The 23,365-nt window shown below is 72.9% G+C and carries 21 protein-coding genes; 6 read left to right on the plus strand and 15 right to left on the minus strand.

All coding sequences use genetic code 11. The annotated features are described in order from the left end of the window. Window positions 1-5: 5 nt before the first annotated feature. Window positions 6-761, minus strand: coding sequence for a lysophospholipid acyltransferase family protein (locus tag AC067U_RS06200; protein ID WP_478828918.1), 756 nt, complete (start codon window positions 759-761; stop codon window positions 6-8). A 255-nt stretch (window positions 762-1,016) separates the two neighbouring features. Here AC067U_RS06200 and AC067U_RS06205 point away from each other — a divergent pair, with 255 nt between their 5' ends. Continuing rightward, window positions 1,017-1,799, plus strand: a complete 783-nt coding sequence (locus tag AC067U_RS06205) for an alpha/beta hydrolase (protein WP_478828919.1) — start codon at window positions 1,017-1,019, stop codon at window positions 1,797-1,799. After that, window positions 1,792-2,430, plus strand: coding sequence for a hypothetical protein (locus AC067U_RS06210; protein WP_478828464.1), 639 nt, complete (start codon window positions 1,792-1,794; stop codon window positions 2,428-2,430). The genes AC067U_RS06205 and AC067U_RS06210 overlap by 8 nt, the downstream gene beginning before the upstream one ends. Before the next feature lie 1,600 nt (window positions 2,431-4,030). Here the strand turns inward: AC067U_RS06210 and AC067U_RS06215 are convergent. From AC067U_RS06215 to AC067U_RS06240, 6 genes are all read right to left on the minus strand, one after another. Further along, complete coding sequence (locus tag AC067U_RS06215; RefSeq protein WP_478828465.1) at window positions 4,031-4,786, minus strand: endonuclease/exonuclease/phosphatase family protein; 756 nt, start codon at window positions 4,784-4,786, stop codon at window positions 4,031-4,033. 77 nt (window positions 4,787-4,863) lie between these two features. Continuing rightward, entirely contained in the window at window positions 4,864-5,805 is a 942-nt protein-coding gene (locus AC067U_RS06220; RefSeq protein WP_478828466.1) for an ROK family glucokinase, read from the minus strand. A 61-nt stretch (window positions 5,806-5,866) separates the two neighbouring features. Then, a complete protein-coding gene (locus tag AC067U_RS06225; protein WP_478828467.1) occupies window positions 5,867-6,373 on the minus strand; it encodes a DUF5304 domain-containing protein in 507 nt (168 codons plus the stop codon). Window positions 6,374-6,620: 247 nt separating this feature from the next. Then, window positions 6,621-7,868, minus strand: coding sequence for an ArsA family ATPase (locus AC067U_RS06230; protein WP_478828468.1), 1,248 nt, complete (start codon window positions 7,866-7,868; stop codon window positions 6,621-6,623). An 80-nt stretch (window positions 7,869-7,948) separates the two neighbouring features. Then, window positions 7,949-8,392, minus strand: coding sequence for an SRPBCC family protein (locus AC067U_RS06235; RefSeq protein ID WP_478828469.1), 444 nt, complete (start codon window positions 8,390-8,392; stop codon window positions 7,949-7,951). Between the two features lie 106 nt (window positions 8,393-8,498). Then, window positions 8,499-9,293, minus strand: a complete 795-nt coding sequence (locus tag AC067U_RS06240; protein WP_478828470.1) for a metallophosphoesterase family protein — start codon at window positions 9,291-9,293, stop codon at window positions 8,499-8,501. Between the two features lie 228 nt (window positions 9,294-9,521). Between AC067U_RS06240 and AC067U_RS06245 the strand changes: the two genes are divergently transcribed. Further along, entirely contained in the window at window positions 9,522-11,324 is a 1,803-nt protein-coding gene (locus tag AC067U_RS06245) for an AMP-dependent synthetase/ligase (protein ID WP_478828471.1), read from the plus strand. A 16-nt stretch (window positions 11,325-11,340) separates the two neighbouring features. Here the strand turns inward: AC067U_RS06245 and AC067U_RS06250 are convergent, their stop codons facing one another. The 3 genes from AC067U_RS06250 to AC067U_RS06260 form a co-directional block, all read right to left on the minus strand. After that, window positions 11,341-12,960: a GMC oxidoreductase gene (locus AC067U_RS06250; RefSeq protein ID WP_478828472.1), complete on the minus strand. Its 1,620-nt coding sequence runs from the start codon at window positions 12,958-12,960 to the stop codon at window positions 11,341-11,343. Between the two features lie 102 nt (window positions 12,961-13,062). Continuing rightward, window positions 13,063-13,830, minus strand: a complete 768-nt coding sequence (locus tag AC067U_RS06255; RefSeq protein WP_478828473.1) for an SDR family NAD(P)-dependent oxidoreductase — start codon at window positions 13,828-13,830, stop codon at window positions 13,063-13,065. Window positions 13,831-14,183: 353 nt separating this feature from the next. Next, complete coding sequence (locus AC067U_RS06260) at window positions 14,184-15,326, minus strand: glycosyltransferase family 4 protein (protein WP_478828474.1); 1,143 nt, start codon at window positions 15,324-15,326, stop codon at window positions 14,184-14,186. A gap of 79 nt (window positions 15,327-15,405) precedes the next feature. Here AC067U_RS06260 and AC067U_RS06265 point away from each other — a divergent pair, with 79 nt between their 5' ends. After that, window positions 15,406-16,602, plus strand: a complete 1,197-nt coding sequence (locus AC067U_RS06265; protein WP_478828475.1) for a glycosyltransferase 87 family protein — start codon at window positions 15,406-15,408, stop codon at window positions 16,600-16,602. A gap of 56 nt (window positions 16,603-16,658) precedes the next feature. Here the strand turns inward: AC067U_RS06265 and AC067U_RS06270 are convergent, their stop codons facing one another. The 5 genes from AC067U_RS06270 to AC067U_RS06290 all read right to left on the minus strand — a co-directional run bounded on the left by AC067U_RS06270 (window position 16,659) and on the right by AC067U_RS06290 (window position 22,201). Then, a complete protein-coding gene (locus AC067U_RS06270) occupies window positions 16,659-17,894 on the minus strand; it encodes a hypothetical protein (protein ID WP_478828476.1) in 1,236 nt (411 codons plus the stop codon). A gap of 36 nt (window positions 17,895-17,930) precedes the next feature. Then, the gene (locus tag AC067U_RS06275; protein WP_478828477.1) at window positions 17,931-18,974 is read right to left on the minus strand and encodes a C40 family peptidase; all 1,044 of its coding nucleotides are present in this window, start codon (window positions 18,972-18,974) and stop codon (window positions 17,931-17,933) included. Window positions 18,975-19,250: 276 nt separating this feature from the next. Continuing rightward, on the minus strand, window positions 19,251-20,276 hold the full coding sequence (locus AC067U_RS06280; protein ID WP_478828478.1) for a C40 family peptidase: 1,026 nt from the start codon (window positions 20,274-20,276) through the stop codon (window positions 19,251-19,253). Between the two features lie 276 nt (window positions 20,277-20,552). After that, entirely contained in the window at window positions 20,553-21,917 is a 1,365-nt protein-coding gene (locus AC067U_RS06285; protein ID WP_478828920.1) for an NYN domain-containing protein, read from the minus strand. A 44-nt stretch (window positions 21,918-21,961) separates the two neighbouring features. Further along, a complete protein-coding gene (locus tag AC067U_RS06290; protein WP_356409713.1) occupies window positions 21,962-22,201 on the minus strand; it encodes a hypothetical protein in 240 nt (79 codons plus the stop codon). A gap of 129 nt (window positions 22,202-22,330) precedes the next feature. On the opposite strand from AC067U_RS06290, the gene AC067U_RS06295 reads away from it, so the two are divergent. Then, the gene (locus tag AC067U_RS06295) at window positions 22,331-23,086 is read left to right on the plus strand and encodes a rhomboid family intramembrane serine protease (protein WP_478828479.1); all 756 of its coding nucleotides are present in this window, start codon (window positions 22,331-22,333) and stop codon (window positions 23,084-23,086) included. Continuing rightward, window positions 23,049-23,330, plus strand: coding sequence for an Lrp/AsnC family transcriptional regulator (locus AC067U_RS06300; protein WP_365110544.1), 282 nt, complete (start codon window positions 23,049-23,051; stop codon window positions 23,328-23,330). Before AC067U_RS06295 ends, AC067U_RS06300 begins: the two co-directional genes overlap by 38 nt. The last annotated feature ends 35 nt before the right edge of the window (window positions 23,331-23,365 follow it).

Genomic DNA, 23,365 nt, shown 5'->3' on the forward strand with positions numbered 1-23,365 from the left:
GAGGGTCACTCCGCGCCCTTGTCCTTGTCCTTGGCGGCCTTCTCGGCCTTCTCTGCCTTCTCGGCCTTCTCGGCTTCCTTGGCGGCCTTCTCGGCATCCGCGATCTGCCGCTTGGCGGCCGTCGCGTAGATGTCGACGTACTCCTGGCCGGAAAGCTTCATGATCTCGTACATGACCTCGTCGGTCACCGAGCGGAGGATGAAGCGGTCGCCGTCCATGCCCTTGTAGCGGCTGAAGTCCAGCGGCTTGCCGATCCGGATGCCCGGACGCATCAGCTTCGGGACGACCTTGCCGGGCGGCTGGATCTTCTCCGTGTCGATCATCGCGACGGGGATCACCGGAGCGCCGGTGGCCAGCGCCACCCGGGCCAGGCCGCCGGGCTTGCCGCGGTAGAGGCGTCCGTCGGGCGACCGGGTGCCCTCCGGGTAGATACCGAAGAGCTCACCGCGCTCGATGACCTCGATACCGCTCTTGATGGCGGCCTCACCGGCACCGCGGGCGCCCGAGCGGTCCACCGGGAGCTGACCCACGCCCTTGAAGAACGCGGCCGTGAGCTTCCCCTTCACACCGGGCGAGGTGAAGTACTCGGCCTTGGCGATGAAGGTGACCTTGCGGTCCAGCACCGCCGGGAGGAAGAAGGAATCGGAGAACGACAGGTGGTTGCTCGCGAGGATCGCAGGCCCCTCGGCGGGAATGTTCTCGAGGCCCTCCACCCAAGGCCTGAAGGCGAGCTTCAGAGAACCCCCGATGGAGAACTTCATGGCGCCGTAGATCAACTGATGAGCCTTCCTGTGTCTGTCGGAACAGACCTTAACCCCTGGCCGTGTCCGGAGAGCCCTACGACCCTGGTCGGTACCTGCCCCGTCGCGTACGGTGAAGTCACACGGCGCACCCGTGCGCCGAGCGCCGCCCCCCCTCATCGTCGTTACACCGTCGTTCCGTCGTAGTTGCGTCGTCTTCGTCGCCTTGACCGGCTTCATCGACGCCATCGACCCCCACTCGTTCTCAAGGAGATCCTGGTGCCCGTCCTCCCCGGTGCCGAGCCGTTCCGCCACGAGGGCGGAGAGGTAGGCGTCCTTCTCTGCCACGGCTTCACCGGCTCCCCGCAGTCCATGCGGCCGTGGGCCGAGTATCTGGCCGAGCGTGGTCTGACGGTGTCCCTCCCGCTGCTGCCCGGTCACGGCACGCGCTGGCAGGACATGCAGCTGACCGGCTGGGAGGACTGGTACGCCGAGGTCGACCGCGCTCTGCGCGAGCTGCTGGGCCGGTGCACCAAGGTGTTCGTGTTCGGCCTGTCCATGGGCGGCGCGCTGTCCCTGCGGCTGGCGGCCAAGCACGGGGACGCGGTCGCCGGCGTGGTCGTCGTCAACCCGGCGAACAAGGTCCACGACCCACTGGCCGTGACCCTTCCGGTGGTCAAGCACTTCGTACGGTCGACGCCCGGCATCGCGAGCGACATCGCCAAGCCGGGATCCGCGGAGGTCGGCTACGACCGGGTGCCGACCCGGGCCGCGGATTCCCTGCGGAAGTTCCTGCAGCTGGTGGACGGGGAACTGCCGCAGGTGACGCAGCCGCTGCTGGTGCTGCACAGCCCGCAGGACCACGTGGTCCCGCCCGTCGACTCCGCGCGCGTACTGGCCCGGGTGTCGTCCACCGACCTGACGGAGACCCTCCTGGAACAGAGCTACCACGTCGCGACGTTGGACCATGACGCGGAGCAGATCTTCGCGGACAGCTATGCGTTCATCGGACGGCTCGCGGGAACGAGCGACAGGGAGGGGGCGGCTACCGGTGGCTGAGCAGGAGGAGCCGTCGGGCGGCGTCCCGCCGCTCGACGAGGAAGCGGCGTGGGCGGCGATCGTCGCCGGGTACGGCGAGGAGCCGCCGGACCCGCCGGGCGCCCGGCCGTTCAAGCCGATCGAGGACTTGCTGCTCCCCGAGGAGGACGTACTGCCGGAACCCCCGGCGTCCACCCCGAAGCCCCCTGAGAAGGGCACGGGGAAGGACACCGGGAAGGACAGGCCGAAGGACTCGGCGAAGGACCCGGGGACGGACACCACGAGGAACACCGACGGCCCGCTGGGCAGCTCGGTCGTCTTCGCGCCGGGCGTGGGCGGGGCCGGCCCCCGCGACCACACCCTGGCGGAGCCGTCGGACGACGACCTCGGCGCATCCGACGAGGGCCACTTCGTCCCGCCGGAGCCGCCCCCGCTCCCCGAGGCCGACACCACGGCCAAGTTCGCGTGGCTCGCCGTCATCGGCGGCCCGGTGCTGCTGCTCCTCGCGGTGGTGCTCCAGTGGGACATGACGTGGTGGCTGACCACCCTGGGCGTGGGCGGCTTCCTGGGCGGCTTCGCCACCCTCATCGCCCGCATGTCCCACGGCGACGACGAGGACGACGAGGACCCGGGCCGGGGGGCGGTGGTCTGAGGGGCGGGGCTACGGCCCCTCCCCACGGCCCGCTCCACCCCCCGAGCCCCACCGGGCCCGGCCGGGGGTTGCCCACCCGCCCCCCGGCACCGCCGTGCCGAGCCGGACGATGAAGCGGGGCGGGGCCGGGGTCGGGGTCGGGGTCGGAACAGCAGCCGGACTCCGCGTGAGCGGGACCGGCCTGCGGGGGCGGGGTCTGGGGGTGCCGGTGCTTCGCCCGGGCGGAATCAGGGAGCACCCGGGAGCTGCCCGGCAGTCCCAGTGTCATTACGTGCCGCCCGCCGGCGTCAAGGGCGCTCCTTCGTCGCGTCGGCAAGCCGATGGCCCTTCGGGCCACCCTTGACACCGACGACCGTCACGCAACGACAAGGACTGTCGGGCCGCCCCCGGGGGATGGCATGGAGGGAAACCAAGGCCACATTCACTCCGGCGTTGGCGGGCACCAGCAGCAGCTCCGCTCGGCCAGCCGCCCTCCGGGCGGGACGCGGAAGTGAAGTGGATCAGATCTACGTAATCCGAGCCGGTCCAGGCGCACCAAATCGCTACGCGCTCCGGCCGGACGGCGGATCAGGGCCGCCGGTGGCCGGACATAGACCGCCACCGATCGCTACGCGCTCCGGCCGGACGGCGGATGCGGGTCGCCGGTGGCTGGGTGAAGCGCCTGCGATCGCTACGTGCTCCCGCCGGGACGGCGGCCGACGCGTCGTTCGGACCGATGTGCTGACAACAAGCACGATCACGACGTCGCCGATGCCGCCACCCATCTGCCCCTACCAACCCCACCGGCGGGCCTGTCGGCCAACGCGACGGCAGCAGCATGCAGCAATCGCCGACGCCTTCCCCCTTCTCTCGTCTCTGCCACGGACGGCCTGTCGGCCGCCATGCCAGCAAGAGGATGCAGAACTCGTGGGCGGCCTATGTTCAACCCCCGGCGGCCCGGATCCGCCGACAGACCGGAGCGCGTAGCGATCGTTGGCGGCCTATGTCCGGCCCTCGGCAGCCCGAACCCGCTGATCAACAGGAGCGCGTAGCGATTTGGTGCGCCCGGACCGCCCTGGATTACGTAGAACTGATCCACTTCGCTTCCGCACCCGCCCGGAGGGCGGCTGGCCGAGCGGAGCCGCTGCCCGTGCCCGCCAACGCCAGACCGTCAGGATCCGAAGGCTCCTCCCATGCCATCCCCCGGGGGCCGCCCGACAGTCCTTGTCGTTGCGTGACGGTCGTCGGCGTCAAGGGTGGCCCGAAGGGCCATCGGCTTGCCGACGCGACGAAGGAGCGCCCTTGACGCCGACGGCCGGCACGTAATGACACTGGGACTGCCGGGCAGCCCCCGGGCACCTCCCAGACGCCGCCCAGGCGAAGCACCGGCACACCCCCGCCCCCGTCCCACCGGCAGGATCCGTCCCACTGCGCCCGGCATGCCGCCCCCGCCGCGCAAACCGATCCCGCTCACGCGGAGTCCGCTTGCTGCCCCGGCCCCGCCCTACCCCCTCGCTCCGCTCGCTACGGCGGGGCCGGGGGGCGGGTGGGCAACCCCGGCCGGGCCCGGCGGGGCTCGGGGGGTGGAGTGGGCCGCGGGAAGGGACCGTAGCCCCGCCCCTCAGCCCGTAGCCCTCAAGCGCAGCGCCGCCAGGACCGGGAGGTGGTCCGAGGCCGACTTCAGGTCGGCTTCCGTGATGCCCTCCAGGGTGGTGGGGGTCGGGACGCCGCAGGCCAGGACTTCCACGCTCGGGGTGGTGAGGATGGCGTCGATGCGGCGGTCGGGGGCGGTGGTCGGGAAGGTGTTCTCGTCGCCCCAGGGGGCGACGGTCCGGCAGTCCCGCAGGGCGGTCGTCAGGCGGGTGAAGGCCGGGCCGTCCGGGGTTTCGTTGAGGTCGCCCGCGGCGATGGCGTGCGGGGTGTCCAGCGCGCGGAGCCTCTCCAGGAGGAGCTCCGCCTGGGCGGTGCGTTCCGCCCGCTGGAGGGAGAGGTGCGTGCTCAGCAGCCCGACCCGGGCGCCCGCGATCCGTACGACGGCGGTGGCGAAGCCCCGGCGGTGCAGGCCCGGGGTGAGCGGGAGGAGCACGTCCTCGGTGCGCTCCACGTGGGCGCGCAGTGAGCACATCAGCAGGGGGCCGGCGGCGGTCGCGCCGCCGCCCAGCACCACCAGTTCGGCCTTCGCCGCGAGTCGGGCGGCGTGCTTGCGCCAGCGGAAGAAGCGGGGGGCCTCCTGGGCGAACACCAGGTCCGGGGAGCAGGCGCGGATCACCCGGGCGAGGGCGTCCTCGTCGTCGCGCATCGACCGGAGGTTGTAGGAGAGCACCCGGATCACCGCAGAGCCGTCCGATTCCGTGTGGGACTGAGGCAGATCATCCATGGGGGGCAAGATATGCGGCTGCCCGCCGTACCCACAGGGGGCGCGGCGGGCAGACACCGGAGCCGTTACGGAGTCGCTCAGCCCTGCCGGGCCAGGTCCGCCGCGCCGACCAGGCCGGCCTTGCCGCCGAGCTGCGCGGCCAGCACCTGGGCGTGCGGCCGGTACTGGGCACCGATCAGCCAGCGCCGGAAGGACTTGCGGATCGGTTCGAGGACCAGCTCGCCCTCGTCGGAGACACCGCCGCCGACGATGAACGCGGACGGGTCGAAGAGGGAGGCGAGGTCGGCGAGGCCGGCGCCGGCCCAGCGGGCCAGCTCCCGGAAGGAGTCCACGGCCACCGGGTCGCCGGCCCGGGCGGCCTCGCTGATGTGCTTGCCCTCGATGCCCTCGATCGTGCCGTCGCCGAGGCGGAGGAGGATCTCGGCGCGCTCGGGGGTGGCGTTGGCGCGCTGCTTGGCGTAGCGCACCAGGGCCCGGCCGGAGGCGTACTGCTCCCAGCAGCCCTGGCTGCCGCAGCCGCACAGGAGGCCGTCGGGCACGACGCGGATGTGGCCGAATTCGGCGGCCACGCCGAAGCGGCCGCGGCGCAGCTTGTTGCCGATGATGATGCCGCCGCCGAGGCCGGTGCCGAGGGTGATGCAGATGACGTCCTCGTGGCCCTGGCCGGCGCCGAAGCGGTACTCGCCCCAGGCGGCGGCGTTGGCGTCGTTCTCGACGACCACGGGGAGGCCGATGCGCTGCTCGACCTTGTCCTTGAGCGGCTCGTGCCGCCAGTTGATGTTGGGCGCGAAGAGTACGGTCGCGCGCTTGTCGTCGACGTATCCGGCCGCGCCGATGCCGACCGCCTCGACGGCGTGGTTGCTGCTGACCTCGGCGACGGCGGCGCAGATCGCCTCCGTGACGCCGTCAGGGGTCGGCGGGGTGGGCACCTTGTACGTCTCAAGGATGGTGCCCTCTTCGTCGACCACGCCGGCCGCGATCTTCGTGCCGCCGATGTCGACACCGATGGTGAGTCCCATTAGTCCCTCGGTTTCCGGTCAAACCCCGCCACGGCCAAAGGTACCCGAGGGCGGCCGGGACTCAGTCGAGGTCGATTCGACCCGAGGGGCCGGGGCCGTCGCCGTCGTCGCGCGGGTCGTGGTCGTGGCCGGGGCCCCGGTCCGGGTCCTCCCGGTCGGGGCGGCGGGGGTGTTCCGTGTGGTCGCCGCGGGTCCAGCGGCGTTCGTGGCCCTCCACCGCCGTGCGGTAGGCCGCGAGCAGCTCGGAGCCGGCGGCGGCGAGGTGGTCGAAGACCTCCGGATTGCGTTCGATGACGGGCTTGGCGGCGCTCTTCGCCTGGTTGACGAACTGGCGTACGGCGCCCTGGGCGGCGGTGCCGAACAGCGGGTTGTTCAGCCCGCCGACCTTGTCGGCGACGGCTTCGAAGAGCTTGAACAGCTCCTCGGCGGCGGTGCCGGTACCGCCTCCGGCGGTGCCGCCGGCCGCGTTCCGTTCCGCGCGACGGCGGGCCTCCTCGGCGGCGAGGTCCTCGGCGCAGGCCTTCGCCCAGGCATCGTCGTCGGCGGGACGGTCGGTGGCCTCGCTCATGGCGGACTCTCCTGCGGCAGCTGGGGCGGACACTTCCGACGTTACCCGAACGGGGGTACGTCGCCGGGCGCGCGTGGGGTCGGCCTGTCGGCCCGCCGTCTGTCGGCCCGTCGTTTGTCGGCCCGTCGCCCGCCGTTTGTCGGCCTGTCGTCTCTCGGCCTGTCGGCCTGTCGCGCCGTGTCGGACTCGTCGTCCGGTTCCGTGGTCTCCCCCGGCTTCCCCGTGTCTCCCCCTGCTCTCCCGTCGGTCAGCGCGCCGGCCAGAGGGCCGGGTCGGGGGTGAAGCGGATCCGCAGGCGGCCCTCGGTGAGGGAGGCGCCGGAGACGGTGCAGCGGCGCAGGGCCGAGGGAAGGGGAACGATCCTGCGGTACGGGCCCACGCCGAGCAGGAGTTCGTCGCCGCGCCGGACCAGGTCGAGTTCCCGCTTCTCGGCGCCGGGCAGCGGCACCGTCCAGACCAGCGTTCCGTCCTCGGCGCGGCGGTCCTCGACCGGCCAGTCGGCGCGGTCGGGGGCCTGGAGGGGGCCGGGGTCGAGGAGGGCCAGGTCCTCGGGGCCGCGCGGGGCCCGGCCCAGGTGGGGCAGCGGCCGGTACGCGCCCCACTGCGCGGCGTACTTGTCCTGTTCGGCGGCGAGACCGGCCAGCCAGGGGTCGCCGGAGCCGTCGGGGACCATGCGGTTGGCGATCACCGGGCCGGTCGGCAGCCCGTGCAGGGCGAGGCCGAGCCGGCCCAGCCGCAGGGCCTCGGCGGCGGCCGGGCCGGGCTCGGCCACCAGCCGTACTGAGGTGGTGGCGGCTTCGACGACGGCCTGGACGGCCGCGAGTTCCCGGTCCCAGCGGGTGGCGGTCTCGTACAGCCACTGCGCGGGCATCGGGACCCCGGCGAGCTGGGCGAGTACGGGTCGAAGGGCGCGGGCGGCCTGCCGCTCGGCGGGGACCAGGCGGGCGAGGTAGCGGCGGAGCTGGGCGGGGAGGGCGAGGGTGGTGATGGCCTGGTCGAGCGGGGGCATGTCCACGACGATCAGGTCGAAGGGCGGGGTGGCGGCGGCTTCACCGGTGCCCCCGCCGGTGCCCGGGTCCGCGTCCGTACCCATGTCCGGGCCAGCGCTCGCCGCTCTGCGCAGTGCGCGCAGCAGGGCGAACTGTTCGGCGCCGGGCAGTTCGGTGAGTTCCTCGGCGGTCAGGGGGCGCGCTCCGAGCATGCCGAGTACGGCGGTACCGCGTTCCTGGAGCCGGACGAGGCCCTCGCGGAAGTCGTCGGCGGAGTCGATGCGGGCGCGCCAGAGGTTGTCGGCGGCGAGGGGTTCGGCCGTCAGTCCGGGGGCGGCGGTGACGGCGGGGCCGCGGGGCGGGCCGAGGAGGGTGCCGAGTGGGTCGGCGGTGTCAGCGGAGAGTACGAGGACGCGGTGTCCGCTGCGTGCGGCGGCGAGGGCCGTCGCCGCGGTGACGGTGGTGCGGCCCGCTCCGCCGGGGCCGGTGACCAGCAGGGTGTGCATGTGTGTGCGGTACTCCGGTCGTGGTGGGCGTCGCGGTCCGCTGCGGGTCCGCTGCGGACCCGCAGCGCGGGGCCGCGGTGTCAGGACGCCGACTCGACGCGCTTCTTCAGGCCCGCCAGGGCGCGGTCGATGATGACCTTCTCGGCCTTGCGCTTGATCATGCCGAGCATCGGGATCTTGACGTCCACGGTCAGGGAGTAGGTGACCTCGGTGCGGTCGCCGGAGCCCAGCGGGGCCAGTCGGTAGGAGCCGTCGAGCTGGCGGAGCATCTGGGACTTGTCCAGGGTCCAGCTGACCTCGTCGGTGCCCTTCCAGGTGTAGAGCAGGGTGTGGTCGTCCTTGATCGCACCGGCGTCCAGGAGCAGTCGCACCTTCTCCGCGCGGCCTTCGGCGTCGGTGGCGAGCACCTCGGCCTCCTTCACCTCGCCGGTCCACTCCGGGTAGCGGGCGAAGTCGGCGATCACCGCCATGACGTCGGCCGGCGCCGCATCGATCGTGATGCTCGAGCTGGTGTGTTCCGCCATCGCGGTGGCTCCTCCGGGCTGGTGGTACCTCCCAGCGGGGAGCTGGGGGAATGAGGACTGTGCGGCCACCGGCCGCCCCGCGTGAAGGCTACCGCGCGTCGTGGAGTCACCACTCCAGGGCCCAGGGCCTGCCCGTGGCCGCGAAGTGGCCGACGTTCACGCACTCGGTGGCGCCGACCCGCATCCGCTGGGCCAGCGGCTGGTGGACGTGGCCGAAGAGGGCGTACTTGGGGCGGGTCCGCCTGATCGCTTCGAGCAGGGCGGCGCTGCCCCGCTCGAAGCGGCGCGCGACGGTGTCGTAGCAGAGCTCGGGGACCTCCGGCGGGATGTGCGAGCAGAGCACGTCCACCTCGCCGAGGGCCTCCACCTTGGCGGCGTACTCCTCGACGCCGATCTCGTAGGGGGTGCGCATCGGCGAGGGCAGGCCGCCGCCGACGAAGCCGAAGACCCGGCCGCCGATCTCGACCCGCTCGCCGTCCAGCACGGTGGTTCCGTTTCCGGCGTACTCCGGCCACAGGACCGGTATGTCGACGTTGCCGTAGGTGGCGTAGGTGGGGGTGGGGAAGACGGCGAACATATCGGCGTACTGACGGCGTACGGCCTCCTCGATGAGCTGTTCGCGGCTCTTGTCGCCGGGGAGGGCGGCCCACAGGGTGCGGCCGAACTCGCGGGCCTCCTCGAACCGGCCCTCGGTGCGCAGGGCGACGATCCGGTCGGCGTTCTCGGCGCCGAAGAGCTCGGGGAAGATCCCGCGGGAATGGTCGGCGTAGTCGAGGAAAAGGACCAGGTCACCGAGGCAGATCAGGGCGTCGGCCCCGTCCCCCGCCCTGGCCAGGGCCTCGCTGTTGCCGTGGACGTCGCTGACGACGTGGACCCGCGTGCCGCGTTTTGATCCCCTCATGGCGGTCAGCCTAGGGGGGTGCGCCCGCACTGACCAGAGGTCCTCACAGCCGCCGGACCTGCGGTTACTTCCAAGTCCGGAAAGGGGTGGACTACTGTCGACGCGACAATGCCGCGTCATGTGACGCACGGAACATCTGGCCGGTTCCCCCTACCGGGAACCCACTACCGGTGGGTAACGTCCGGTCGGTCCACATCGTGGCGATGGCGCCCCAGAGGAGCAGCAGTCTTGCGCGAGTTCAGCCTTCCGGCCCTGTACGAGGTCCCCTCCGACGGGAACCTCACGGATCTCATCCGCCGCAATGCCGCGCAGCATCCCGACACCGCTGTCATGGCCCGCAAGACCGCTTCCGGTTCCGGCTGGGAGGACGTCAGCGCCCGGCAGTTCCTCGACGAGGTGCGGGCGACGGCCAAGGGCCTGATCGCGGCGGGCGTGCGGCCCGGCGACCGGGTCGCGCTGATCTCGCGCACCCGCTACGAGTGGGTGCTGATCGACTTCGCGATCTGGAGCGCGGGGGCCGTCACCGTCCCGGTGTACGAGACCTCCTCCCCCGAGCAGATCCAGTGGATCCTCGGTGACTCCGGCGCGGTCGCCGTGGTGGTCGAGGGTGCCGGGCACAGCGCGGCCGTGGCCTCGCTGCGCGACGCGCTGCCGGAGCTGCGCGAGGTCTGGGAGATCGAGCAGGGCGCGCTGGAGAGCCTGCAGGCGCTCGGCGCCGGTGTCACGGACGCCGCGGTCGACGAGCGCAGCTCGCTGGCGAACGCCGACGACCCGGCCACCATCGTCTACACCTCGGGCACCACCGGCCGCCCCAAGGGCTGTGTGCTGACCCACCGCAACTTCTTCGCCGAGTGCGGCAACGTGGTGGAGCGGCTGAGCCCGCTCTTCCGTACCGGCGACTGTTCGGTGCTGCTCTTCCTCCCGGCCGCGCACGTCTTCGGGCGCCTGGTGGAGGTGGCGGCGGTGCTGGCGCCGATCCGCCTGGGCTGCGTCCCGGACATCAAGAACCTGACCGACGAGCTCCAGTCCTTCCGGCCGACGCTGATCCTGGGCGTGCCGCGGGTCTTCGAGAAGGTCTACAACTCGGCGCGGGCCAAGGCCCAGGCCGACGGCAAGGGCCGGATCTTCGACGCGGCGGCCGAGACGGCGATCGCGTACAGCCGGGCGCTGGACGCTCCGGGCGGTCCGTCCTTCGGTCTGCGACTGAAGCACAAGATCTTCTCGAAGCTGGTCTACAGCAAGCTGCACGCCGTCCTGGGCGGCCGCGGCGAGTACGCGATCTCCGGCGGCGCCCCGCTGGGCGAGCGGCTCGGGCACTTCTTCCGGGGCATCGGCTTCACCGTGCTGGAGGGCTACGGCCTGACCGAGTCCTGCGCGGCCACGGCCTTCAACCCGTGGGACCGCCCGAAGATCGGTACGGTCGGCCAGCCGCTGCCGGGGTCCGTGGTGCGGATCGCGGACGACGGCGAGGTGCTGCTGCACGGCGAGCACATCTTCAAGGAGTACTGGAAGAACGAGGCGGCCACCGCCGAGGCGCTGACCGACGGCTGGTTCCACACCGGTGACGTCGGCACCCTGGACGAGGACGGCTACCTCGCGATCACCGGCCGGAAGAAGGAGCTCATCGTCACGGCGGGCGGCAAGAACGTGGCCCCCGCGGTGATCGAGGACCGGATCCGGGCGCACGCGCTGGTCGCGGAGTGCATGGTGGTGGGCGACGGCCGGCCGTTCGTGGCCGCGCTGGTGACCCTCGACGAGGAGTTCCTCGGCCGCTGGGCGCAGGAGAACGGCAAGCCGGCGGGAGTGACGGCGGCGGAGCTGCGCGAGGACGCGGAGCTGGTCGCCGCCGTCCAGAAGGCGATCGATGACGGCAACGCTGCGGTTTCCAAGGCGGAATCGGTGCGGAAGTTCCGCATTCTCGGCTCCCAGTTCACGGAGGAGTCGGGCCACATCACGCCCTCGCTGAAGCTGAAGCGGAACGTGGTGGCGAAGGACTTCGCGGACGAGATCGAGGCGCTGTACCGCGGCTGATGCGGCTGTTCCGGGGCTAGCTCGGGTCCTCGGCGAGGATCCGGGCCATGTTCCGTTCGGCCAGCGCGGTGATGGTGACGAACGGGTTGACGCCGAGGCTGCCGGGTACCAGGGAGCCGTCGACCACGTAGAGCCCCTGGTACCCCTTGGCCCGGCCGTAGGCGTCGGTGGCCCGGCCGAGCACGCAGCCGCCCAGCGGGTGGTAGGTGAAGTTGTCGGCGAAGGCCTTGTTGTCGCCGAACAGGTCGTGCCGGTAGACCGTGACGTTCCTCCGGTTGATGCGGTCGAAGAGGTTCTTCGCGGCGTTGACGGAGGGCGTGCTCTGGTCCCGCCGCCAGTTCAGCCGGGCCGAGTCGGTGGCCGCGTCGTAGGTGAAGTGGCCGCGCTCGGGGTTCTTGGTGATCGCGAGGTACATCGAGATCCAGTGCTCCAGCCCCATGGGCAGCGGAGCGATCTCGGCGAAGACCGGGTTCGCGGCGTTGTCCCAGTCGTCGATGCCGAGGGCGGGCATGGTGGCCTGGTTGGCGCCGACGGTGTCCCACAGGTGGTTGGCGCGGGCGGTCATCACGTTGCCGTTGGTCCCCCAGCCGAGTCCCACCTGTTCGCTCAGGGCGGGCAGGGTGCCGGTCTCCCGGGCCCGCAGGAGGATCTCTGTGGTCCCCAGGCTGCCGGCGCCGAGGAAGAGCCGGCGGCAGCCGAGTTCGCGGGTCTGCGTGACCCGTCCGGACAGGTCGATGGTGTGCACGGTCAGGACGTAGCCGCCGGCCGGATCGGGCCGTACGCCGACGACCCGTTGCAGGGTCTCGATGGTGACGTTGCCGGTGCCCAGGGCGGCGGCGAGGTAGGTCTTGTCCACGCTCCGCTTGCCGTGGTTGTTGCCGTAGATGACCTCGCCGGCCAGCGCCGACCTGGGGACCTCGCCGGCGGCCTCCCGCTTCATGTAGCCGAAGTCGTAGACGTTGGGCACGAAGACGGTGCGCAGCCCGCTGTTGGCGGCGTGCTTGCGGGAGACCCGGGCGAACCGGTACCACTCGGTGGACTCGAACCAGGCCGGGTCGATGTCGTTGACGCCGAGCATCCGGCGGGCCAGCGGGTAGTAGGTCCCGTACATCTCCTCGGCGTCGACTCCGGGGAAGACCTCGGAGAAGTACGAGCGGCGCGGCGTGGGCGCCATGCCGCCGTTGACCAGGGAGCCGCCGCCCACGCCCCGGCCGACGTACACCGACATGTCTCCGTAGTTCACCCGGTCCAGCACGCCCGGGTAGGGGCTGATGTTCCGGTTCACCACGTCCAGCCAGAGGAACTGCGCGAGCGGGGCCTCGGTGCGGGTGCGGAACCACATGGACCGGTGGTCCGGGGCGGTGGTGGGCGGGAAGACCCGGCCGTCGGAGCCGGGGCTGTCCCAGAGCCGGCCCATCTCCAGTACGACGGTGCGCACGCCCGCCTCGCCGAGCCGGAGGGCGGCGACGGCGGAACCGTAACCGGAACCGACGATGATGGCGGGGGCGTACGTGGCGGCCGGGGGCGGCTCCGCGGCCGCGGCCGGGGACAGGCCGATTCTGGTGAAGCCGAGGGCGGCGGCGGTCTGCAGGGCACCGAGGCCCAGTATGTGACGCCGCGTCAGGTTTGGTGTCATGGCCGCATCATGGGCGGAATTCGACGTTCCGCCCATATGCGGTACAGCCAGCGTTGAGCGTGACAGTCTGCTCTGGCGGCGCCGGGCCCCGTCAGCGCCCCGTCAGACCTGTTCGGTGGGGCGGATCTGGACTTCCGCCAGGGAGATGTGGCGGGGGCGGGTGACGATGTACGCCACGGCGTCCGCGATGTCCTCCGGCTGCAGCCGGTCGATCTCGCCGATCGTCCGGTCGATGGCCTGCTGCACCTCGGGGGCGTTGTGGGTGCGCAGCTCGGTGTCCACGCTGCCCGGCTCCACCACGGAGACCCGTACGTGCTGCCGGGCCAGCTCCTGGCGCACCGACTCGCTGAAGGCGTTCACGCCGAACTTGGTGGCGCAGTACGCGGCGCTCCCCGGATAGGCGTAACGGCCCGCCAGCGAGGAGACGTTCACCACGTCGGCCACCCGGCGGGGGCCGGTCGCGGCGGCTTCGAGCAGGTGCGGCAGGGCCGCGTGCGTGGTGTGCATCAGCCCGGTCAGGTTGATGTCCACCATGCGCTGCCAGTCGGCGGTGGCGGACTGGGTGACGTAGCCGAGGAGCATCAGACCCGCGTTGTTCACCAGGGTGTCGAGGCGGCCGAGCTCCGCCACGGTGAGCCGGACCGCGTCCGCGGCTTCCTCGTGGTCGGCGACGTCGGCGGCGAGCGGGAGGGCGGTGCCGCCGACCGCGTGGATCTCGGCGGCGAGGGCGCGGAGCAGTTCGGCGCGGCGGGCCGTGAGCGCGACGGCCGCGCCGCGGGCGGCGAGGGCGAGGGCGACGGCCCGGCCGATGCCGCTCGATGCGCCGGTCACCAGGGCCACGGTTCCGCGCAGCGTGTCGTCGTCGGGCATCGTCCTCACCACTCCCTCGGGGGTGCGGCGCGCGGTACGGGGGGTGGCGCGCGTCGGAGCGATGCCTTCCGCGTGGGCGGGGCCGCGTAACCGCTGCGCGGCGCCTTTCCCCCACCCCGCCCTCCCGCACACGCCGTGCGGGGGGACCCCCATCCCGAAACCGGGGCCTGCGGCCCCGGAACCCATCTGTGGGGGCGCGCCCGCACACCCCCGGCGGGGCTCCGCCCCTGCACCCCGGACGGTGTGCGCCCCGTCAGGGGCGCGGGGAACTGCGCGACCGGCCCGCGGGCCCGGTACCGCGGGGCCGCCCCGGACCGGTCGGGGGTGGGGGCATCGCTCAGCTCAGCGCAGCGCTACAGCAGGTCGCGGAGGCGGTCCGCCAGGAGGTCCCAGCGCCAGCGTTCCTCCACCCAGGCCCGCCCCCTGGCGCCCATGCGGGCGCGGAGTTCCGGGTCCCGCAGGAGGGCCACGATGCGATCCGCCGAGTCCTCCGGGACGCCGCCGCGGACCACCCAGCCGGTCTCGCCGTCCAGCACCGCGTCGGGCGCGCCGCCGGAGTCTCCCGCGACGACCGGCAGGCCGGTGGCGGAGGCCTCCAGGTAGACGATGCCGAGGCCCTCCACGTCCAGGCCGCCGCGCCGGGTCCGGCAGGGCATGGCGAAGACGTCGCCCGCTCCGTAGTGCGCGGGGAGTTCGGACCACGGGACCGCTCCGGTGAAGACCACCGAGTCCGCGACCTCGGTCGTCGCCGCCAGCCGGCGCAGGTCCGCCTCGTACGGTCCGCCGCCCACGATCAGCAGCACCGCGTCCGGCACCGCCGCGAGGATCCGCGGCATCGCCCGGATCAGGGTGTCCTGCCCCTTGCGCGGGACCAGCCGCGAGACGCACACCACGACCGGGCGGTCGGACAGGCCCAGCCGGGCCCGGACGGCGTCGCCGCCCGAGTCGGGGTGGAAGGTCTTCTCGTCCACCCCGGGCGGCAGTTGGACCATCCGGTCCGCCGCCCGCCCGGTCAGCGCGGAGGCGATCCGGGACCGGGTGTACTCGCCGAGGTAGGTGAGGGTGTCCGTGCCCTCGCCGATGCGCCGCAGCAGCTGCCGGGCCGCGGGCAGCTGTGCCCAGCCCGCCTCGTGGCCGTGCGTGGTCGCCACCAACCGGCGCGCGCCGGCCCGCCGCAGCGCCGGACCCATCAGGCCCAGCGGCGCCGCCGCCCCGAACCAGACCGATTCGCAGCCGTGCTCGCGCAGCAGCCCGACGGCCCGCTGCGTCACCCTGGGGGTGGGCAGCAGCATGGTCGTACGGTCGCGGACCACCCGGAACGGCTGCTCGGCGTCGAACGCCGCGGTGGCCTCCCGGCCCTCCGCGCCGTGCTTCCACGTGGAGGCGTAGACGACGATCCGGTCGGGGTCCAGGCGGAGCGCCATATTGTGCAGGAACGCCTGGATGCCGCCGGGCCTCGGGGGGAAGTCGTTGGTCACGATCAGGGTCTTGTGCATCGCCTGCCGACAGTACCGGACTTGTTTCGATTACCGCGTCCCGTGGCCCCGAGGGCTCCGACCTGGGCATCATGGCGCGGTGTTCAAGCTTTCTTCGGCCTGGTCGGCCACACGGATCCTGCTGCTGCTGTGCACCTTCCGGGTGATCACGCTGCCAGGCGCGGACGTCACCGTGGACGTCACGGTGATCTACCAAGGGTGGTACGGGGTCTTCCAGACCGGCACCTTCCCGATGGACGACGTGACCTGGCAGTACCCGCCGGGTGCGGCGCTGGCCATCCTGGCGCCGGGCCTGCTCCCGTTCCTGTCGTACACCGCCGCCTTCATCCTGCTCTGCCTCGCCGCGGACGCGCTGGTGACCTGGCTGCTGGCCCGCCGGGGCCTGCGGGCCGCCTGGTACTGGGTGTGGGCGGTCCCGCTGATCGGCCCGACGGCGTACGCGCGCTACGACATCTTCGTCTCGGCGGTGGCGGTGGCGGCCCTGCTGCTGCCGCGGCTGCGCGGCCCGCTGATCGCGTTCGGCGCGGTGCTGAAGGTCTGGCCGGCGCTGCTGCTGGCGGGCGTCCGCAGCAGGACGGCGTGGCTGTCGGCGGCCGCGACGGGCGTGCTGCTGCTGGCGGTGTTCGCGGTGACGACGCCGGGGTCCCTGGCCTTCCTGACGTTCCAGCGGGACCGGGGCACCGAGGTGGAGTCGCTGGGCGCGCTCCCGCTGCACTTCGCCCGGAGGTTCGGCTGGTGGGACGGCGAAGTGAAGCTGAACTACGGGTCGATCGAGTTCCTCGGCCCGTGGGTGGAGACCATCAGCACGCTCTCGCTGGGGCTGACGGCGGTGGCGTTCGGCTGGCTGCTGCTGTGGCGGCTGCGGACCAGGATCGTGGCCGGTGACGAACGCGTGGTCCTCGACGCGGCGTTCGCGGCGGTGCTGCTGTTCACCGTCACCAGCCGCGTGATCAGCCCGCAGTACCTGGTGTGGCTGGTGGCGCTGGCCGCGGTGTGCCTGACCCTGGCGGACTCGAAGATGGTCCGGGCGACCCGGATCCTGCTGGTGGCGACGGCCTTCACGCAGCTGGAGTTCCCGACGTTCTTCTCGGAGATCATGGGCAGCGAGTGGATCGGCATCGTGCTGATCACCATCCGCAACGGTCTGCTGGTCTGGGCGACCCTGTCCGCCTGCAAGGTGCTGTGGGAGGCCTCCAAGGCGGCCCCGGAGGCCGGGCCGCAGCCGGGCCCCGGCGCCCGCACCGAAGAAGAGGAAGGCGTACCGGCCGGCCGCTGATCCCGGCCGCCGTCCCGGCCGCCGCTCGCCTCCGCCTCGTCAGGCCCCGGCCGTCGTCATCCGGCCGGGGCCGTCGCGGTCCCCAGCTCGGTGCGCAGGACGTCCTGCCAGGCCGCGGTCAGCGATGGCGGGTCCGTGCCGAGGGTGTCCGAGAGGGCGGCGGGCAGCGGGTCGCGGCCCGCGGCGGCGTAGAGGCGCCGCAGCGCCTCCTCGCCCCAGCGGGCCGCGATCGTGCGGCAGGCCAGCCAGGACTCCTCGTAGGCCCGGGACAGCGCCTCCTGGTCCCCGCCGAAGGCGAAGGCCCCGTTCGCGGGCAGGCCGGCCGGGAGGCGGCCCGCCCGGACCGCGCGGGCCGCCGCCGGGGCGACCTCCGCCGGCGTCCGGCCGCTGCCCCGGTACGCCACCCAGTCCGCGAAGCCCTCCGAGAGCCACATCGGGGTCGAGGCGGAGGTCGCCGACCGGGTCGCGACATGGGTGATCTCGTGGGTCAGCACGACGCGGCGGCCCTCCGCGCCCAGTGCGGCCCAGGCCTGCGGGTTGACCACGACCCGGTCCGCGGGAGCCGGGGAGACGCCCACCTTGCCGGTGGTGACCGCGGCCATCCCCGCGTACGCCCCGGGCGCCGCCCCGAGCAGGGCGGCCATCCGGTCCGCCGAGCCGGGCACCAGCACCACCGCCCGGCCGGGCCAGGGCCGGCCGCCCGAGGTGCCCGGAGGGTTCCCGGGCCAGGCCTCGGCCACCGCGGGGACGGCCGCGTCGGCCGCCGCCGCGATGCCGGTCAGCCGTTCCCGCGGCCCCTCTCCCAGTACGAGTACCTGCCTGCCCGGCACCGCCACCACCGGGCCCTGGTCCCACAGCTCCGGCGGGGCGCCCGGCGCGGGCCGGTCGGCCTCGACCCGCCAGTGCCCGCCCCGCTCGGCCAGGCTCAGCGCGCGGGCGCCGCCCGCGGGGGCGGCATCGTGTCCGGCCAGCCGGTAGCGGAGCTCCGCCCCGGCCACCGCCCTGGTCCCGCCGTCCGTGACGCGGACCGAGCGGACCTCGTACGCCCAGGACTCCAGTGGCACTCCGGCCGGCCGGCCGCCCCCGGCGGCCGCCCAGTCGGCGACCGCCCGCCGGACCTCCGCCCCGGCCGCCGCCTCCGCCCGGGCTTGCGGGGCCTCGGCGGACCGCCCGGAGCATCCGGCCGACAGCACGAGCAGGAGCAGCCCGGAGAGCAAACGGAACCCGAAACGGAACCCGGGATCCGGCGGGGAGCCGGGGCCGGTCCGGAGCGGGGCGGGGAAGCGGGACACCCCGCGATCGTACGCAGCCGCCCCGCGGGGTCCGCCCTACGGCCGCGTCACCCCGGACACCGGCATCATGCCGACCGGGTCGTAGCGGACCGGGGCGCCCGGGTAGGGGGCGTGGATGACCTGCCCGTTGCCGACGTACATGCCGACGTGGCTGGCGTCCGACCGGTAGGTGATCAGGTCGCCGGGCCGGGCCTCGGACAGCGGGACCCGGCGCCCGGCGAACCGCTGGGCCTGCGAGGTGCGCGGCAGGGCGATGCCCGCCTGCCGGTACGACCACACCATCAGCCCCGAGCAGTCGAACCCGGAGGGCCCGGTCGCGCCCCACACGTACGGCCTTCCGACGGCGGCGCGGGCCGCCATCACCGCCGCGGCGGCCCGTCCGGAGGCCGGGGCCGCGCCGGATGGGTCGGGGAGCTCCGGCAGCGCGCCGGCCCGGTCGCCCGACCGCGAGGAGCGCTCGTACTCCTGGCGCTCCTGCGCGGGCATCTCGTTCAGCAACCGCCGCGCGGCGGCCAGCTTGGCGGTGACGGAGCGCTTGTGGCGGGCCACGTCCGCGCGCAGGGCGTCGAGTTCGGCGAGCTTGCCGGAGGCCTCCTTGCGCTGCTGGTCCAGCCGGCGCCGCTCCTCGCGGAGTTCGCCGAGCTGCCGGGCCTGGCGCGCGGTCAGCCGGTCCAGGGTGCCGGCCTTCTCCAGGTACTCGTCGGGGTTCTCGGTGAGCAGCAGCTCCATCGTGGGGTCGAGGCCGCCGGACCGGTACTGGGCCCCGGCGAAGGCGCCGAGCAGGCCCCGCATGGTGTTGATGCGGTCCTGGGAGCGGGCCGCCGCGTCCTGGGCCCGGCGTACTTCGGCGCGTAGCTTCGCGCTCCGCTCCCCCGCCTCGTTGAAGCGCTCGGTGGCCTGCTCGGCCTCCTCGAAGAGGCGGTCGACGGTCGCTCTGGCGCCGCCCGCGGGGTCGGCGGGCGCGGCGGTCGCGGGTGCGGCCGTCAGGGCGGTGGCGGTGGCTGCCGCGGCGGCGGACAGGACGTGCACCTTGGAGTTCCGGTCGAGGCCGAGGGGCCCGGTCCGGCGATGGGTCGCCACGGGAAGCCGTACTCCCTTCCGCTGCGCGGGACCCGTGTCCGCCCCCCGTGGACGGCCGGTGCCGGGTTCCGCGCTGGCAGACAGTAGCCGCGCGGACACGCGCCGGCCAACGGCCGTTCGCGCACGGTACGCCGACGCCCCGCCGACAGACGCAGGTCATCGGCGGGGCGTGGGGCGGAGCGGTGTCCTTGGAATTCGCCCGGACGGTCGACGCCGGGTACTCCCTGGCGTCACATCGGGGACGCGCGCCGCGGGGGACGGCCGCGCGCGGGTGGCTCAGAGGCGGACGCCGAACTGGGGCGACATGTAGCTGATCTTCTCGTACTTGACGCCGCCGCGCGGGTTCGAGGCGTGCAGGGTCATGCCGTTGCCGGCGTACAGGCCGACGTGGTGCAGGTCGGAGTAGAAGAACACCAGGTCGCCGGGCTGGAGCTGGCTGATGGGGATGCGGGTCCCCTCCTTGGCCTGGGTCCAGGTGGTGCGGGTGATGCTCACACCGGCCTGCTTGTAGGCCCACTGGGTCAGGCCGGAGCAGTCGAAGGCGGTGGGGCCCTCGGCGCCCGATATGTACGCGCTGCCCAGTTTGGTCTTGGCGGCGGCGAGGGCGGCGCCCGCGCGGCCGGAGGCCTTCACGTTGCCCAGGTTCGCCCGGGTTCCGTCGTCCCGGCTGGCCCGCTGGTCGTCGTCCTTGAGCTGCGCGCGCTCCTGCGCGGTCAGGGTGTTGAGCAGTTTCTGGGCCTCGGCGAGCTTGGCCTGGGCGGCGGCCTTCTTGTCGGCCAGCTCCTTGCGGGTGGCGTCGAGGTCCTTGAGCTTGCCCTGGGCCTCCTGCCGCTGCTGGGCGAGGGTGCGCTGCTTGGACTGGATCTGCTGGACTGCCTCGAGCTGCTGTCCCGTCAACTGGTCGAGGGTGGCGGCCTGGTCGAGGTAGTCCTCCGGGTCGGAGGAGAGGAAGAGGGCGAGGGAGGGGTCGATGCCGCCGTTGCGGTACTGCGCGGAGGCCATCGAACCCAGGGTGTTGCGGAGCTCGTTGAGCTCGCCCTGGCCGCGGGCCACCTGGTCCTGGAGCTGCCCGATCTGCTTTTCGAGCTTGTCCTGCTGCTCCTTGGCGCCGTTCGCCTTCTCGGTGGCCTGCTCGGCCTCCTCGTAGAGCGCGTCGACCTTCGCCTTGACCTCGTCCTTGCCCGGTTTGGCCGGGGCGGCCACGGCCGCGTGCGAGGAGAGGGCGACGGCTGCCGCGGCGGTGGCGGTGAGGACGGTCACGCGCGCGCGGTTCGGCTGCTTGGGTCGACGGTGGGACGCCACGGAGGCGAGCTCCTTCTTCCTCGTGCCGCCGGCGGCGTTCGCACGCGCCCGGCAGCACCTTCGCCGCCACCCGGTCGAGTGATCTACCGCACGAAGGTTTGGGCCAGACCCTAGTGACCCGACTGTGATCACTTCAAATCCCGGAGGCAAAAAATCCGCCCGCTGACCGGCTTCTTTACCTTCACCGCACGCTGCGTGCCGAAGAGTTGACCCAGCGTTCCGCGATCACCGGGTCAATTCGGGCATTGGGTGCAGGAGTTACATCAGTGACAGGTGTTACGAGACGCGCGAAAGCCGCTTCAGCAGCAGCAGGGACGCGACCGGCCGGGCACCCGCCTTGGCCACCCCGTCCGCCACCTCCCGGTCCGTGGAGACCACCACGACCGGACGGCCCGCCGGCTCGGCCCGCACCAGCTGCCGGATGAGCTCGTCCGCCGTCACGCCCGGCTTGGAGAACAGCACCCGCACCCCGCGCGGCGGCGCCAGCAGCACCGGCGCGGCCAGCTCCGCGCCGTCGAAGACACAGGTCATCTCGGCCCCGGTCTGGGCCGCCAGCATCGACAGCCCGCCCAGCAGGCGCAGCCGCTGCTGCTCCAGCGGCATCGTGGGATAGCCGGTCTTGGTGACGTTGTAGCCGTCCACCACCAGATGTGCCTGAGGCAGGGCCAGGAGCTGGTCCAGCAGCGCCGGGTCGGTCTCCGACAGGGCGCGCGCCGCGATGTCCTTGGGGGTCATCCGCCCCGGCTCCACCGCGTCGACGGTGTCGGCCGGGCGGGTCGAGACCGGCGGCAGCGCCAGCTCGCGGCGCAGCCCCTGGGCCGCGTCCAGCACGGTGTCCAGCAGCAGCCGCAGCCGCATGTCCTCGACGCTGCGGCCCTCGCGGGTGGCCCGGCGGGACGCCTCCAGGGCCGACTCGGCCTCGCCGAGCCGCGCCTTGAGCCGCCGGTTCTCCGTCTCCGCGGCCGCCACCTGCGCGGCCGCCTCGCCCTTGATGCCCTCGATCTCGGCCGTCGTCTTGCGCAGCGCCGCCTCCCCGCGCTTGACGTCGTTGAGGGCGCTGCGCAGCTTCCGCTGAAGCGATTCGGCTTCCTTGCGGGCCGCCTCCAGCTCGGAGCGCAGCTGTTCACTGCCGCTGCGCTGCGCGTCGCGGGCAGCGGCCAGCTCCTCGCGGAGCCGTTCCAGCTCGCGCCGGCTCTCCTCGCCGACCCGTTCGGCGTCGGCGCGCTGCGCCTCCTCGCCGGCCGCGGCGACCAGCTTCACCCAGCCGACGGGGCGCAGCACGTACGCGGCGGCGGCGACGTCGAGGGGCTCGGCGGCGGCCGGCGGCGCACCGGACTCCAGGGCGGCGGCGAGCTCGGGCTGCGCCTCGCGCACCTTCTCCGCGACCCGGCCGCGGAAGACCGCGTCCGACTCCACGGCGGCCGCCATCGCGTTGCCCGCGAACTTGGCCCGGCGGGACGGGGTGAAACGGGCGTACTGCCGCAGCTGCGCGGGCAGATCGGCGAGGGTCAGCCCGCCGAACGCGTCCGAGACGAGCGCGACGACCCTGCGCCGCACGCCTTCCGGCAGCGGGCGGTCGAGGACCTCCGCGGCGTCACCGGCCCCGTCGGCCGGCTCAGCACCGCTTGCCGGTTCCACAATCCGTCACCCCTACCGTCGTTTCTTCCCTCGGTCCGCCGCTCCTCTCAGGAGTCCGCGCCCGGCCTGTCCACGAGTTCGATCTGGTCCACCGCGTTGCACCAGCGGCAGCGGACCGACTCGATGGTCTCATTGACCACCTCGCGTTCCTCGACCTTGGGCTCCCCGGCGAGGTCCAGGTGGACGTACTCCACGACCTTGGACGAGCGGGTGACGTCGAACCGGGTGAGGTTGCCGCAGAGCGTGCAGCGCCACCGGGTGGTCTCGGTCGGCAGGGGGACCGTCATGGTGCCGTTCTCTCCTTCGTCGCTCATTCAAGTAAACCGCCTCACCAGCGGCAGCACGTAACCCTACGGCCCACCCGGCATCGGCGGGGCATGCGATCGGTATCCGTCCGGTTACGCCATGCTCTTCGCATGATCGTAAGGTGGCGGACCGTGCGGGAGGCCGCCCGGGGTCCGGTGGTCACGCACGCCCTGATCGCGGGCTGCTGCGCGGTGTTCCTCATCGGCCCGGCCTCGGGCCTGAACCCCGGCTACGGGACGGGAGCGGCGCTGGTGGATTCGGCGACGGAGTACTTCCGGCGCTGGGGGGTGGTACCCGCCGAGCTGTTCACCGGCGGCATACGTGAACTCCTCACCCCGCTGACCGCGCTGTTCGTCCACGGCAGCTGGTTGCACCTGCTGGGCAACATGCTCTTCCTCTTCGTCTTCGGCGCGATGACGGAGGAGCGGATGGGCCGCGCGGAGTTCCTGCTGTTCTCCCTCTGTACGGGCTACCTGTCGCTGGTGGCGTACGCGGCGGCGCACGCTTCCCAGGAGCAGACGCTGGTCGGCGCGTCGGGGGCGATCTCGGCGGTGCTGGGTGCCTTCCTGTGCCTGTTCCCGCGCGCCCGGGTGACCAGCCTCTTCCCCTTCCTGCTCTTCCTGCCGCTGCGCTTCCCGGCCTGGATGGTGCTGCTGTTCTGGTTCGCCCTGCAGTGGCTCGCGGCCCACCGGGCGGGGAGCGGGCCGGGGGTGGCGTACCTGGCCCATCTGGTGGGCTTCTCGCTGGGGTTCGCCTACGCCTGGGTGCGGTACCGGCCTGCGACTAGAGTGAGGCGACCAGCGACGGACACCGAGGGAGACACCACAAGTGATCACCGCGATCGTGCTCATCAAGACCAGCGTTGACCGCATTCCGGAGATCGCGGAATCGATCGCGGCCCTGGAGAACGTCAGCGAGGTCTACTCGGTGACCGGGACCTACGACCTGATCGCCATCGTCCGCGTGGCCCGCCACGAGAACCTGGCGGACATCATCCCCGGCAAGATCAGCAAGATCCAGGGCGTGGAGGCCACGGACACGCACGTCGCGTTCCGCACCTACTCCCAGCACGACCTGGAGGCGGCCTTCGCGATCGGTCTGGACGCGTAACACCGGCCGTGGACAGCCGACAGGCCCGGCGGGGG

This window comes from Streptomyces sp. NPDC043853, assembly GCF_056436025.1.

Coding starts and splice junctions, on each gene's coding strand:
- AC067U_RS06225 (WP_478828467.1), bottom strand. CDS start 6,373: ATGAGCGAGGCCACCGACCGTCCCGCCGACGACGATGCCTGGGCGAAG.
- AC067U_RS06260 (WP_478828474.1), bottom strand. CDS start 15,326: ATGCACAAGACCCTGATCGTGACCAACGACTTCCCCCCGAGGCCCGGC.
- AC067U_RS06240 (WP_478828470.1), bottom strand. CDS start 9,293: ATGAGGGGATCAAAACGCGGCACGCGGGTCCACGTCGTCAGCGACGTC.
- AC067U_RS06220 (WP_478828466.1), bottom strand. CDS start 5,805: ATGGGACTCACCATCGGTGTCGACATCGGCGGCACGAAGATCGCGGCC.
- AC067U_RS06215 (WP_478828465.1), bottom strand. CDS start 4,786: ATGGATGATCTGCCTCAGTCCCACACGGAATCGGACGGCTCTGCGGTG.
- AC067U_RS06295 (WP_478828479.1), top strand. CDS start 22,331: ATGATCGTAAGGTGGCGGACCGTGCGGGAGGCCGCCCGGGGTCCGGTG.
- AC067U_RS06250 (WP_478828472.1), bottom strand. CDS start 12,960: ATGACACCAAACCTGACGCGGCGTCACATACTGGGCCTCGGTGCCCTG.
- AC067U_RS06230 (WP_478828468.1), bottom strand. CDS start 7,868: ATGCACACCCTGCTGGTCACCGGCCCCGGCGGAGCGGGCCGCACCACC.
- AC067U_RS06235 (WP_478828469.1), bottom strand. CDS start 8,392: ATGGCGGAACACACCAGCTCGAGCATCACGATCGATGCGGCGCCGGCC.
- AC067U_RS06200 (WP_478828918.1), bottom strand. CDS start 761: ATGAAGTTCTCCATCGGGGGTTCTCTGAAGCTCGCCTTCAGGCCTTGG.
- AC067U_RS06290 (WP_356409713.1), bottom strand. CDS start 22,201: ATGACGGTCCCCCTGCCGACCGAGACCACCCGGTGGCGCTGCACGCTC.
- AC067U_RS06255 (WP_478828473.1), bottom strand. CDS start 13,830: ATGCCCGACGACGACACGCTGCGCGGAACCGTGGCCCTGGTGACCGGC.